Origin of the sequence: Nitrosomonas sp. Is24 (assembly GCF_033063335.1) — a bacterium.
GTDB lineage: Bacteria > Pseudomonadota > Gammaproteobacteria > Burkholderiales > Nitrosomonadaceae > Nitrosomonas.
In genome coordinates this window covers 1,319,913-1,332,981 of sequence record NZ_JAWJZG010000001.1, presented here as the reverse complement: position 1 = coordinate 1,332,981, position 13,069 = coordinate 1,319,913, and the positions used below count along the sequence as shown (strand labels likewise).

Annotated in this window: 11 protein-coding genes; 8 read left to right on the top strand and 3 right to left on the bottom strand. The window is 49.2% G+C overall.

Annotated features, from left to right (window positions below; all coding sequences use genetic code 11):
- Positions 1-32 precede the first annotated feature (32 nt).
- Complete coding sequence (locus tag R2103_RS05970; protein WP_317530586.1) at positions 33-2,426, bottom strand: DNA internalization-related competence protein ComEC/Rec2; 2,394 nt, start codon at positions 2,424-2,426, stop codon at positions 33-35.
- Between the two features lie 238 nt (positions 2,427-2,664).
- Between R2103_RS05970 and R2103_RS05965 the strand changes: the two genes are divergently transcribed.
- The 3 genes from R2103_RS05965 (at position 2,665) to R2103_RS05955 (ending at position 5,683) form a co-directional block, all read left to right on the top strand.
- Positions 2,665-3,879 (top strand): ATP-binding protein, encoded by a 1,215-nt coding sequence (locus R2103_RS05965; protein WP_317530585.1) that lies wholly within the window; start codon positions 2,665-2,667, stop codon positions 3,877-3,879.
- Positions 3,848-4,495: a response regulator transcription factor gene (locus R2103_RS05960; protein WP_317530584.1), complete on the top strand. Its 648-nt coding sequence runs from the start codon at positions 3,848-3,850 to the stop codon at positions 4,493-4,495. The genes R2103_RS05965 and R2103_RS05960 overlap by 32 nt, the downstream gene beginning before the upstream one ends.
- Before the next feature lie 138 nt (positions 4,496-4,633).
- A complete protein-coding gene (locus R2103_RS05955; RefSeq protein WP_317530583.1) occupies positions 4,634-5,683 on the top strand; it encodes a class I fructose-bisphosphate aldolase in 1,050 nt (349 codons plus the stop codon).
- 63 nt (positions 5,684-5,746) lie between these two features.
- On the opposite strand, the gene R2103_RS05950 is transcribed toward R2103_RS05955, so the two are convergent.
- Both R2103_RS05950 and R2103_RS05945 read right to left on the bottom strand, forming a co-directional pair.
- Positions 5,747-6,421 (bottom strand): tetratricopeptide repeat protein, encoded by a 675-nt coding sequence (locus R2103_RS05950; RefSeq protein WP_317530582.1) that lies wholly within the window; start codon positions 6,419-6,421, stop codon positions 5,747-5,749.
- A gap of 83 nt (positions 6,422-6,504) precedes the next feature.
- Positions 6,505-7,254, bottom strand: coding sequence for an ankyrin repeat domain-containing protein (locus R2103_RS05945; RefSeq protein WP_317530581.1), 750 nt, complete (start codon positions 7,252-7,254; stop codon positions 6,505-6,507).
- A 332-nt stretch (positions 7,255-7,586) separates the two neighbouring features.
- Here R2103_RS05945 and R2103_RS05940 point away from each other — a divergent pair, with 332 nt between their 5' ends.
- From R2103_RS05940 to purD, 5 genes are all read left to right on the top strand, one after another.
- A complete protein-coding gene (locus R2103_RS05940) occupies positions 7,587-8,759 on the top strand; it encodes an FAD-dependent monooxygenase (protein ID WP_317530580.1) in 1,173 nt (390 codons plus the stop codon).
- A 164-nt stretch (positions 8,760-8,923) separates the two neighbouring features.
- A complete protein-coding gene (gene dusB / locus R2103_RS05935; protein ID WP_317530579.1) occupies positions 8,924-9,928 on the top strand; it encodes a tRNA dihydrouridine synthase DusB in 1,005 nt (334 codons plus the stop codon).
- A gap of 7 nt (positions 9,929-9,935) precedes the next feature.
- Entirely contained in the window at positions 9,936-10,178 is a 243-nt protein-coding gene (locus tag R2103_RS05930; RefSeq protein WP_108697756.1) for a helix-turn-helix domain-containing protein, read from the top strand.
- The gene (gene purH, locus R2103_RS05925; RefSeq protein ID WP_317530578.1) at positions 10,175-11,734 is read left to right on the top strand and encodes a bifunctional phosphoribosylaminoimidazolecarboxamide formyltransferase/IMP cyclohydrolase; all 1,560 of its coding nucleotides are present in this window, start codon (positions 10,175-10,177) and stop codon (positions 11,732-11,734) included. Before R2103_RS05930 ends, purH begins: the two co-directional genes overlap by 4 nt.
- Before the next feature lie 12 nt (positions 11,735-11,746).
- Positions 11,747-13,069, top strand: coding sequence for a phosphoribosylamine--glycine ligase (gene purD, locus R2103_RS05920; protein WP_317530577.1), 1,323 nt, complete (start codon positions 11,747-11,749; stop codon positions 13,067-13,069).

Genomic DNA, 13,069 nt, shown 5'->3' with positions numbered 1-13,069 from the left:
TCATTGCAGTAGTCCCATCATTTCAATCCAATCTATTCGATTGTGCTGTGATGCCAGTAGCGCCGGTTTGATTGTCTCCAACTCTCAACCGACCAGCCATTACTGGCAAAACGCAGCAAGATCGCGCCATCTCTGTCACTGCGCAGCAAGCGGCTGTTCAAGTTGAGATACCGTGCCATTACTTCTTCGCGCGGATGGCCATAGCGATTAAGGTAACCGACCGTAAAGACTGTCACTGCCGGACTCACCTGCCGCACAAAATTCATTGTTGACGATGACAGGCTGCCGTGATGTGGCGCGATCAGCACGGTTGCCGGAAGCTTCTCACTGGCGCGGCTAAGCAACGCTAATTCATCTTTACCTTCAATATCCGCCGGTAGTAATACGCTGCCATGCAGCGATGTGATCTTTAGCACACAGCTGTTTGAATTGGTTTTGCGTTGTGAATTTGCATAATCCTGCGGTAATGGGTGCAACAACTCAAAATGCACGCCATCCCAATGCCATGACTGTCCGGCATGGCATTGATCGTGATGCTTTGCAGTGCGTCGTATGGGATGCTGATCGTTCAAAGAAGACAACAGCAACTCAACCGGAATTTCATCCATTATCGACAATGCACCACCACTATGGTCTGTATCCGCGTGCGATACGATCATGGCATCCAGTTTCCGTATGCCCTCACCACGCAAGTATGGTACGACAATACGGCTGCCGCTATCGGTATCGCCAAAACCAGGCCCAGTATCAAACAACACCGTATGATGCGCTGTACGCGCCACAACGGCCAATCCCTGACCGGCATCCAGGATCGTCAGCCATAACTCACCGCTTTTGGGTTGCGCAGGCAATACCCAAAACATCGGCAATAACGCCACCGCTCCGAGCCAGCGTGCTGGGAAACCTGCAAAGAATCCGCTTGCCAAACTTCCGGGCAACAGCATCCACAAAATTCCGCAAACGGCTGCCAAGATTGTCCACAGCGGCGGCGTATGCTGCTGCCATACGGCCTGTGGAAAATCACTCAGCGCGTGCAATATCGTCATAACGAAGCTTAAAACTTCGTGTGCCACCGGCAAAATAAAGTCAAACAGCGGTATCACTGCCAACAGAGTCAGCGGCACGACCACAAGACTTATCAACGGAATGGCAATAGCATTAGCAAGCGGCGATACCATCGGTACCTGCTGGAAGAAAATCAGTAACAGCGGAATTAACCCCAGGGTGATCGCCCACTGAACCCGCAACCAATCGGTAAACCAGTGAACTTTGCCAATCCGCCCTACCGTTATCAGCATAATGAGTCCGATGGCACCGAACGACAACCAGAATCCGGGCGCCATGACGGCCCAGGGATCGAGCAGAACCACCCAAAACAGCGCCCAAGCCAGCACCGTTGTTGCGGAAGATTGCTGCCCTCGCCATACTGCAATTGCCACAACGGCCAGCATATAGAGTGTCCGCTGCGCCGGAATTGCAAAACCGGACAGAACCGCATAAGCCAATGCCACAACCAGCCCAGCAACGACAGCAGCGCGGCGTGCCGGTAAACGTAACGTCAGATAAGCCGACCAGCGCCATGACCAGAAAACCAGCGCAAACATCATGCTGGAAATCATCGTGATGTGCAGCCCGGAAATGGCCATCAAATGATTGGTGCCGGTTCGGGTGAAAATTTGCCATTGATCGCGCGGGATAGCGTGTTGATCGCCCATAGCCAAGGCTTGCAATACACCCGCATACGCATGGCCGGGTAAATTGGCGGCAAAACGCTGCTGAATATCCTCACGGATATGCTCAACCCAGTATTTGGGCGCTGAAACCATTGGTTGCAGAAGTTCATTATCAACCGATGGGCGCACGTATCCGCTTGCACGAATATTACGCTCCAACGCCCACACTTCATAATCAAAGCCATGTGGATTTATGCTGCCATGCGGCTGCTTGAGCCGCACGGTAATACGCCAGCGTTCCCCCGCGTGCAGGTTTGGCCGCTCCAAACGGTACGTTCCTGTTTGCCGCTCTTTGAACCAGGATAATAGAAGATGTTGAGGCACAATCGCACCGGGTGTAATCACCTGCTCTACATCAAAACGGAAGCGGATACCACGTTCATTGCTGTGCTGCACACTCGCCACTACGCCGGTTATTTGTATATCCTTCCGCTCCCAGCTTGGCGGCAAGATATCGGACAAACGCCACTGTGCCAAAGCCGCAGCCCAGAAAAACCCGATCCCCAGGAAAAACAGACACAGTAAGATTTCGCGTAGCGTAATCGATGCGTCCGATGAATAACGCGCAAGCAATCCGCTGACGGCCAGGATCGGGATGAAACCCCAAGCCCAATCGAGTGCGGGCAAGTCAGCTTGCTGCTGCAGCAAACCAACCCCCAAAACAAAAGCCAGAATGTTTAATCGTACTGACAAACCGTTTCAACCTTCATGACGTGCAAATCAATGCTTAAAACATCAGTACGGCACCCGCAACTTTCACTGTAATCTCCAGTTCCTTCGTTTGTAGGATTTTTCTCATAAAATTATAGCGTTATGATTTGTAATAATTTGGTACTATAACATTACGTATTCTTAGCAGATGAAATACAGTTATGCTTGAATCACCGGGCACAGCTCCAGCATACGCGTAGGATGAGTAATAGGAGATAGTATGACGCAAAGTGAAGAGCAAAGAAGAAAAGATGACGATATAAAATTCAGCAAAACCGAGCTACTGAGCGAATTGCAAACGTCTCACTTTGAACTGGAGATGCAGTACCGGGAACTTAAAGAAACACAGCAGCAATTGAGTGAATCTCACAGCCGCTTTGAAGATCTTTACGAATATGCACCAGTCGGCTACTTGACTTTAGACAAAACCGGGCACATTTTATCGCTCAATCTCAGGGGCGCGAAATTACTCAACAATGACCGGGAATCGCTGATCGGCAAATCTTTCATGGAATGTTTTTTTGATATCAACAAGCAAATTTTTACCGATTATTTGCAGAAAGTTTTCGTTACCACAGGAAAAACCACAGTTGATCTAAAAATCAAGAACGCAGATGAGCATCTAAACTATCTCAGGCTGCAAAGCACAGTGATGTGTGATAACAGCACTTGCCTCATGATCATGTCCGACATCAGTCAGCTTAAGAAAACCATCAATCTTAATCGCAACCTATTAAATGAAAACAGACGGTTAATGAAAGAATTGTTTCAAGTGCAAGAAAAAGAACGGCGTTCACTCGCGCGTGAATTGCACGATGAGTTAGGGCAATGGCTTACGGTGATTCGCATCGAGAATGAAGTCATTCTGAATAACGCTCCGGCCGATTCGGTAAGTTCTGCCAGTGCGCGCGCAATCCGCGACTGTACTCAGAAAATGAATGAAGTAATCCATGAAATGCTGCATAAATTGCGGCCCGTGTTGCTGGATACGCTGGGATTGGTCGATGCTTTATTGGAACTGAAACGGCAATGGAGCACGCACCATCCGCAGATCATTCTTGAATTCAAATTGAGCGGTGAACTGGATAAATTGCACGAATCGATCAATATCGCCATCTTCCGTATCATCCAAGAAGGTTTGAACAATATCTACAACCACTCCGAAGCCACCTGGGCACAAATAAGCTTCAGCCGTGAAAGCAGTTTAGAGTGCATGGAAGATTGTTTGCTGCTCACCATCGAAGACAACGGCAAGGGATATAATATCAATCAACAATTTCGCGGATTAGGATTACTCGGTATGCGTGAGCGCGTCATTGCCATGGGTGGCACATTGTCGGTGCGCAGCGCATGCAATGAAGGCACGGAAATCAATATTAAACTGCCAATTGAACACTCAAATTATGACGAAACCAATCTCTATCCTGTTGATTGATGATCATCCCGTAGTGCGTACCGGTTATCGCCGGTTGCTGGAGAGCACACCCGATATCTGCGTTGTCGGGGAAGCCGACGATGGCGAGTCCGGTTACCAATACTACTTGGAATATCAACCGGATGTGACGATTCTGGATCTGAACATGCCGGGCATCGGCGGACTCGAAACCATCCGGCGCATCAAAGCCAGAGATCCCGCGGCACACGTCCTGGTATTCAGCATGCTGAATAATGTCACGATGGCGCAACGATCATTAAAAGCCGGAGCCACCGGATTTCTCAGCAAACAAAGCGGCATTGGAGAAATGGTTCAGGCGGTGCGGCAAGTCAATGCGGGAAAAATTTATATCGAATCGGAGTTAGCCGCAACACTGGCACTCAACGCAACACGCAAGGATACCTGCGAAAACCCTTTGGATATGCTTACCAAGCGGGAATTTCAAATATTCAAACTGATCGCGGAAGGAAACTCCAGCACGCAAATCGCGGAAAAACTCGCCATCAGCCCGAAAACCGTCGGTGTTCATCATGTCAATCTGATGCGAAAATTGCAATTACAAAATACCACACAACTGATTCGCCTGGCGATTAACAATAACGTCATTCAGACATAAATGACAGCGTAACTTAGTTAATGCGCAATGGAAATAAGCATAATGCTTATTTTCTCAACCCGGCGCATCGATTAAGATGACTTCTCCGTAAGCAAGTCAAAGTGGCACCAAGCCATAGTCCCTCAATCAGGAGCAAAAATGACCAATATTTCCGCCGTTCTGGGTAGTGAAAGCGAGCTGCTGCTCAATCATGTCTGCCATACCATACCGAAGCAAAGCCTGCAGCTGCCCGGTGCTGATTTTGTCGATCGCGTCATGGCATTGAGCAACCGCAAACCCAGCGTATTGCGCAATCTACAAGCGCTTTATAATCAAGGGCGTTTAGCGGGTACCGGTTATTTGTCATTGCTTCCGGTAGACCAGGGTGTTGAGCACTCGGCCGGTGCGTCATTTGCTCCCAATCCCATGTTTTTTGATCCCAAGAGCATTGTCGATTTGGCGCTTGAAGGCGGATGCAATGGTGTCGCATCCACATTGGGCGTGCTGGGTAGTGTAGCGCGGCGCTATGCGCACAAAATTCCGATGATTCTTAAAATCAATCACAATGAACTGCTGACTTATCCCAATAAATACGATCAAACACTTTTTGCCAGCGTCAATCAGGCATTTGATATGGGCGCGTGTGCAGTGGGTGCGACTGTTTTTTTTGGTTCGGACGAGTCCCGCCGTCAGATCCAAGAAGTTTCAGCAGCGTTTGAACATGCGCATAACTTGGGCATGGTCACCATTTTGTGGGCTTATACCCGTAACGCCGCGTTTAAAACCACCGAAAAGGATTATCACGTCAGCGCTGATCTGACCGGTCAAGCCAATCATCTGGCGGTAACCATCGGTGCCGACATCGTTAAGCAAAAAATGGCGACCAATAATGGCGGATACAACGCGATTAAATTCGGTAAAACGCACCCTAAGGTATACAGTGAGCTGACAACGGAACACCCGATCGACTTGGTGCGATATCAAGTCGCCAATTGCTACATGGGACGGATCGGTATGATCAATTCAGGTGGTGAATCCGGCAGCGATGATTTGCATCAGGCGATCCGTACTGCGGTCATCAACAAACGGGCGGGCGGGATGGGATTAATCTCCGGGCGCAAGGCATTTCAGAAACCTTTTGCCGAAGGCGTCAAACTGCTGCACGCCATTCAGGATGTGTATTTATCCAACGAAGTCAATATCGCTTAGGCTATCTGGCCGAATGACAGCAAATGGCCGTGCCATACAGCGCACGGCCTGAAAAATGAGCCATTATTTTCCGGATGCTTTAATCGCATCGAGATTAGCTTGCGCATCTTCATTTCCTTGCGCGGCCGCCTTTTTAAACCACTCGACCGCTTTTTTCTCATCCCTGTCTACGCCTTCTCCGGTGAAATACATGGCCCCCAGGTTATTCTGCGCATCGACATGACCTTGTTCGGCCGCACTCTTGAACAGTTCCGCCGCCTGTTCCATGTCCTGCGGCACACCTTCGCCGTTCGCGTACATCAATCCTAAATTAAATTGCGCATCGGCATAACCTTGTTCGGCAGCGCGGAAGAACCAGCCGGCAGCCAATTCCGGATCAGTATTCAACACTTGACCGGATAAGGTCTTGGATACGGCTTCCCCGGTGTAGTACATGACACCCAAGCTGTTTTGCGCAGCCGGATCGCCTGCTCTGGCATCGGCCATTAATGCTTTAAATTTCTCTTCGGCGGCTTTAACGTCACCGACACCGCCGGGCATAATCTGATCTCTTAACTCAGCTTTCTCTTCCTCTGTCAGCCCTTCGCTCATGATGGACGGAATCTCACCCAATTTGGTGATCTCATTCAACGGTGCGGATATTGAGCCTGCTTCTGATTTATCACTTTTCGGTTCACCATCGCAACCAGCAAGCAATGCAACAGTCGCAGCAAGAAATAAAACTGCCAAAACATTCATCTAGAATTTCCTCTATTCATTGGGTTATAACAATAACAACGCATTTTCAAATCTGGATGGACATCAAGATAGCATAGTAGTGACTACTTGGCTCCCGCCTTTATCAATAATTCAATCACTTCCTTATGATGATAAAGTTTGGCCAATGTCAGTGCAGTCGCGCTATTGCTGGCTTTCAGATTGGGATTGGCGTTTGCCGCCAGCAATGTATGAACCGCACCTAAATGGCCAAGCTGTGCCGCCAGCATCAGCGCTGTCGCGCCATTTTCCAATTGATAATTAACATCGGCGCCGGCATTGATCAATGTCTGAATGACTTGCCGATGACCTTGCTGCGCGGCCAGCGTCAGCGCCGTCATACTATCGGCGCGTTTTGCACTCACCTCGGCTTTTGCCGCCAGCAACAGATCGATGGCTTTCCTGCGGTCTTTCTCGGCCGCCATCATTAATGCCGTGCCATCTTCCGCAGCCGGCGCATTGACATCGGCACCGGCAGCCAGCAAAATTTCCACCGCCTGATCACGGCCATCACGAGCTGATCGCATCAACGGAGTATAGTCATCATCCGCTCTTAAATTGACATCCACACCTGCTTGTATAAATCGCTCGATTACAGTCGCATGGCCCTTTTTAACCGCCGCTAGAAAAGCCGCATTGAGTTCTTCTTGCTCAATACGTTGAGAATCCAGTATCTTTTTTACCAGTGGAAAATTACCCTTATCGGCGGCACTGATCAATTCGCTATCCAGATTCGCTGACCAGACTTCAGTGGAAACAATAGCAAGTAAAAATATTATCCATCCTGCCAATTTATTTTCAAAAAATCTCATCATGCAAAATTCCTTCCTATCCTCTTTGAGTCACACAGAAAATTCTCAAATTATCACCGCAGCATTGCTTCCATGAAACCGGCTTCACCGATTTCAAATATTGAACGCTGCGATTATACAGTTTAAGCCGTTTTCTTGCCTGCGCATCACAACAGACTTACCCAACCGCACATTCCACGATTCGTGGCAATATGCTATTCTCCTGCCGTATTCAACACGCAGTAATCATGACTCCAATCAGAATGCATGGGCTGCCACCGGAGTTCGCGGATAAAATATGGCATCCGGTCTATCAACCACACATAAATAATTCTGCAAAAATCTCAAGAAACACTATGATCACTGATCATTATGACATCGTTATCATTGGCGGCGGACCGGTGGGCATGGCTTTAGCGCTTGCGCTGCAGGATACCGGTATCTCAAGTCTACTGCTGGAAGCACGCGGCGTACCGGAAAAAGATGAAGATCCCCGCCCGCTCGCATTATCGCACGGCAGCCACTTAATCCTGCATCGCTTGGGTGTGTGGAACAAGCTGACAAAAAAAACACCGATCACGACAATTCATATTTCCAATCGCGGCAGCTTCGGCCAGACTGTTTTAACACCGGAAGATGCCGGTGTTCCTGCATTAGGATTCGTGGTCAACTATCACGATCTTTTTTGCTCGATGCATCACCGCTTGACTGGCAGTACCGCCGGTTATATTGCCGGTGCGATCGTCACCCGGTTAGAGACTACTGAAAACCTAGGCACGGTGCATTTTAATTACCAGGGGAAAGAACAGACAGTAACCGCTCAGCTGCTGGTCTTGGCCGATGGCGGCAAATTGGCTCAGCAATTACCTGATGTCGTCTATCAGACGCACGATTACCACCAATACGCCGTTGTCGCCAATATCAAAGCGCAGAAAAAACAAACCGGCATTGCATACGAACGCTTTACTGCCGATGGCCCCGTCGCATTGCTACCCAATGCAGAAGATTTCGCATTGGTTTGGACGGTAAGCCCTGAAGCAGTTCAAGAGATCACCTCGTTAAACGATAGCGATTTTCTGCTCCGCTTGCACCGGCATTTTGGCGACCGTCTGGGAAAATTCACGCACGCCGGAAAAAGATCGGCATTCCCGCTCACACTTAAACACGCAATTTCCACTACCTCGCAACGCACCGCATTGATCGGTAATGCTGCCCAAACATTGCATCCCGTCGCCGGACAAGGATTTAATCTGGGACTGAGAGATGCCTACGAATTAGCATGCGAAGCCATCAATACCCAAAGCGCAGCGCGGGAAATCGGCACAGCAGCGATGCTGTCCGGCTACCAGCAAAAAAGACGAATGGACAGCAGTGGCGGGAGAATTTTTACCGATTCCCTCATTAAACTTTTTTCCAACGGCAATGGAATACTCAAACATGCGTGTGGAATCGGTTTGAGCACACTGGATTGCATGCCGCCGCTGAAACGATTTGTCGCCCGCCGCATGATATTCGGGGCGCGCGGATAATTTCATTCTCTATCCACTATCTGCCCGGCAAAACTAAAGCTATAATTCGCCATTGTGCGCTGAGGGAATTATATGAATATTCCCATGCAGCGATTTAGACGCCAGTCATTCGAATTAAAGCTTCCCGGTAATCACTGCTTATTTAACCCACATACACCGCTTACATGCAAATTGGCACACACATTCTGAAAAACAAACTCATTGTCGCGCCAATGGCGGGAGTGACCGATCGCCCCTTCCGTCAATTGTGCAAAACGATGGGCGCAGGCATGGCAGTGTCAGAAATGGTGTCCAGCAATTCGTTGCTGTGGGGCTCCAAGAAAACGCAACGGCGCGCCGACCATGAAGGCGAGGTCTCGCCGGTTTCCGTGCAAATTGCCGGCGCCGACCCGCAGATGCTGGCAGCAGCGGCACGTTACAATGTGGATAATGGCGCCCAGATCATCGATATTAATATGGGTTGCCCAGCCAAAAAAATCTGCAATGTCATGGCCGGTTCCGCTTTATTGCAAGATGAGCAATTAGTGGGAAAAATTTTGGATGCCGTGGTTAAAGCCGTCGATATTCCAGTAACACTCAAGATACGTACTGGCTGGGACAAACAACACAAAAACGCCCTTTCCATAGCGCATATCGCTGAGAATTCCGGTATTCAAGCGCTCGCAATCCACGGCCGCACCCGCGCATGCGCATACACCGGCACCGCCGAATACGACACCATCGCAGCGGTTAAAGCTGCCATTAAAATTCCTGTCATCGCCAATGGCGATATCACAACGCCGGAAAAAGCCCGCGATATTCTTGCCTACACCAATGCAGACGCGATTATGATAGGCCGCGCCGCACAAGGCAGGCCGTGGATATTCCGTGAAATCAACCACTACCTCACCACCGGTCAACATTTACAAGCACCCGAAGTATCTGAAATTCACCATGTGCTCATCAATCATTTACATGATTTGTATGAATTCTATGGCGAATACTCCGGTATCCGTATCGCACGCAAGCATATTTCCTGGTATACCAAGGGGCTCGTTGGATCTGCCAGCTTTCGTCAGTCAATGAATCAGTTACAAACCAGCGATCAACAAATTTATGAAACCAATAAGTTTTTCTCTACATTAGCTGAGAAAGGTCAACGATTGAGTTATATCAAAGAGGGGGAGTAGTCAGTTTATGAATGCAATCAAGGAAAATGAAATTGCATCTTGCATACGCAAAGCTATCAGCGGATATCTCAATGACCTGGACGGGGAAAAACCATGCCATATTTACAATATGGTCATGCACAGCGTTGAAAAGCCTTTAATTGAAATCGCTATCCAATATACCAAAGGTAACCAGACTCAGGCTGCTGAGTTACTGGGGATAAACCGCAATACGCTACGTCAGAAAATGAAACAATATCAAATTAAATGACCATTAAATACGCACTCATCAGTGTTTCGGAAAAAACCGGAATTATAGAACTGGCCCAAAAATTGATTCAGCATGACATCACCATCCTGTCCACGGGCGGCACCGCCAAATTATTGCAACAAGCCGGAATCAGCGTGATCGAAGTGGGCGACTATACCGGTTTCCCGGAAATGCTGGACGGCCGGGTCAAAACGCTGCACCCTAAAATTCATGGCGGCATACTGGCGCGTAACGATTTACCCGAGCATCAGCTGGCACTCGAACAAGCATCGATTCCCAATATCGAATTGGTAATCGTGAATCTCTACCCTTTCAAGCAAACGATCGCGAACCCGGATTGCAGCTTCGAGGATGCCATTGAGAATATCGACATCGGTGGCCCCACTATGGTGCGCGCAGCCGCAAAAAATTACCGGAAAGTTGCTATTGTCACCGATCCCCTAGATTATTTACCGCTCAGCCGGGAGCTGGCGGAAAATAATGGTTCCATCAGCTTGGCGACACGCTTCCAACTGGCGCAAAAAGCATTTACGCACACTGCTTCTTACGACAGCGCCATCAGTAATTATTTAACCGCACTGGATGGCGATTATCAGCAAAAAGATTTTCCCGATTCGCTGAATCTGAATTTCACCATCGCACAGCCTTTACGTTATGGCGAAAACCCGCATCAGAAAGCGGCTTTCTACCGGGATGAAACCATCACACCCGGCAGCCTGGCAAATTACCAACAGTTACAAGGTAAAGAGCTATCGTACAATAATATCGCCGATACCGACGCTGCATGGGAATGTGTCAAAACTTTCGATGACCCCGCTTGTGTGATTGTCAAACACGCCAATCCATGCGGCATAGCCATTGCGGAAACCACGCTGCGCGCTTATCAGCTGGCATTTGCAACCGACCCCGTCTCTGCCTTCGGCGGCATCATCGCATTTAACCGGAGCATCGGTAAAGACACCGCTGAAGCGGTTCTAAAACAATTCGTTGAAGTCATTATCGCACCTGAAATCACACCGGAAGCGCAGCAGCTTCTGGCACAGAAAAACAATATCCGGGTACTGGTTGTACCGTTACAGGCAGGACACAATACGTACGACCTGAAGCGGATTGGCGGCGGTCTTCTGGTACAGACACCGGATATTCAAAACATCACCGCTGCCGATTTAAAAATCGTCACGCAATTAAAACCGACACCGCAGCAACTGAATGATCTGCTGTTCGCCTGGCGCGCCGCGAAATTCGTTAAATCCAACGCGATAGTATTTTGCCGCAACGGTCAGACGATAGGCATCGGCGCCGGACAAATGAGCCGTGTGGATAGCGCACGTATCGCATCCATCAAAGCACAGCAAGCCGGTCTAACGCTGGCGCAATCCGTTGTCGCATCGGATGCATTCTTCCCGTTCCGCGATGGTCTGGATGTGGTCGTTCAAGCCGGCGCTACAGCCGTTATTCAACCGGGCGGCAGTATCCGCGACCAGGAAGTAATTGCAGCGGCTGATGAACAAGGAATCACCATGGTATTTACCGGTGTCCGTCATTTCAGGCATTAGATATTGGTTATCATGAAACTATTAGTGATCGGCGGCGGTGGCAGAGAACATGCCTTGGCTTGGAAGCTAAGCCTCTCGCCGCGTGTGCATAAGGTATTTGTGGCCCCCGGCAATGCCGGTACTGCACTGGAACCCGGATTGGAAAATATCCCGATTACATCCATTCCCGAATTAATCGAGTTTGCAACGAAAGAATCGATTGCAATGACGATAGTCGGTCCCGAGATTCCACTGGCTGCCGGTATCGTCGATGCATTCCAGGCAGCTGGCCTGAAAATCTTTGGCCCAACCCGGCAAGCGGCGCAACTTGAAACTTCAAAAATCTTTGCCAAGGAATTCATGCAACGGCATCGCATACCGACTGCCGCCTACGCAAGATTTACAAATCCCGAATTGGCGCACGCCTATATTGAACAACATCCTGCTCCGCTTGTCATCAAAGCCGACGGCTTGGCAGCCGGAAAAGGCGTCATCGTCGCGCAATCGGGAGAAGAAGCGCATTCCGCTGTGAATGCATTGTTAGTGGAGAAGCATCTTGGCAGCGCAGGACAGGAAATCATTATCGAAGAATTTCTTCAAGGCACGGAAGTCAGCTTTATCGTCGTAACCGATGGGAATCACATCCTTCCGTTAGTAACCAGTCAGGACCATAAACGGCTTCATGACGGTGACCAAGGTCCCAATACCGGCGGTATGGGCGCTTACTCACCCGCTCCTTTTGTTTCCCCCAGCCTGCACGCGCATATCATGCGCAATATTATTGATCCGGTCATTAACGGGTTAAAACAAGATGGCATCCGCTATACCGGGTTTCTTTATGCCGGTTTGATGATCACAGCAGGAGATCAGGCAAAAGTATTGGAGTTCAATTGCCGCCTAGGCGATCCGGAAACGCAGCCGATTATGCTACGTTTGAAAAGTGATCTATTAGGGCTCATCGAGCATGCCGTTCATGGGACACTCGATCAAGCGGAAATTGAATGGGACCGGCGTACCGCACTCGGTGTTGTGATGGCCGCGCAGGGTTATCCGGAAAATCCGAGAAAGAATGATGTGATTTACGGTTTGCAAGATTTGATTACAGAACAGGAAAATACTGGCAACTTTCATATTTTTCATGCCGGAACGTCGATGGGCGGGAAGAACGAAAATGAAATTGTGACAGCAGGCGGACGCGTTTTATGTGTAACGGTATTGGGCGATAGTGTAAGGATGGCTCAGCAGGCAGCTTATAAACTGGTTGAAAACATCCGTTTTGATGGCGCTCAGGTTCGTCACGATATCGGCCATCAAGGCATAAACTACCAGCGCGCCACTAGCGAAAAACGTGGCTGA

What these genes read in the sequence shown, in the direction of transcription:
- R2103_RS05965 (WP_317530585.1), top strand. Translation starts at nt 2,665, where the DNA reads ATGACGCAAAGTGAAGAGCAAAGAAGAAAAGATGACGATATAAAATTC.
- R2103_RS05960 (WP_317530584.1), top strand. Translation starts at nt 3,848, where the DNA reads ATGACGAAACCAATCTCTATCCTGTTGATTGATGATCATCCCGTAGTG.
- R2103_RS05955 (WP_317530583.1), top strand. Translation starts at nt 4,634, where the DNA reads ATGACCAATATTTCCGCCGTTCTGGGTAGTGAAAGCGAGCTGCTGCTC.
- R2103_RS05950 (WP_317530582.1), bottom strand. Translation starts at nt 6,421, where the DNA reads ATGAATGTTTTGGCAGTTTTATTTCTTGCTGCGACTGTTGCATTGCTT.
- R2103_RS05945 (WP_317530581.1), bottom strand. Translation starts at nt 7,254, where the DNA reads ATGATGAGATTTTTTGAAAATAAATTGGCAGGATGGATAATATTTTTA.
- R2103_RS05940 (WP_317530580.1), top strand. Translation starts at nt 7,587, where the DNA reads ATGATCACTGATCATTATGACATCGTTATCATTGGCGGCGGACCGGTG.
- dusB (WP_317530579.1), top strand. Translation starts at nt 8,924, where the DNA reads ATGCAAATTGGCACACACATTCTGAAAAACAAACTCATTGTCGCGCCA.
- R2103_RS05930 (WP_108697756.1), top strand. Translation starts at nt 9,936, where the DNA reads ATGAATGCAATCAAGGAAAATGAAATTGCATCTTGCATACGCAAAGCT.
- purH (WP_317530578.1), top strand. Translation starts at nt 10,175, where the DNA reads ATGACCATTAAATACGCACTCATCAGTGTTTCGGAAAAAACCGGAATT.
- purD (WP_317530577.1), top strand. Translation starts at nt 11,747, where the DNA reads ATGAAACTATTAGTGATCGGCGGCGGTGGCAGAGAACATGCCTTGGCT.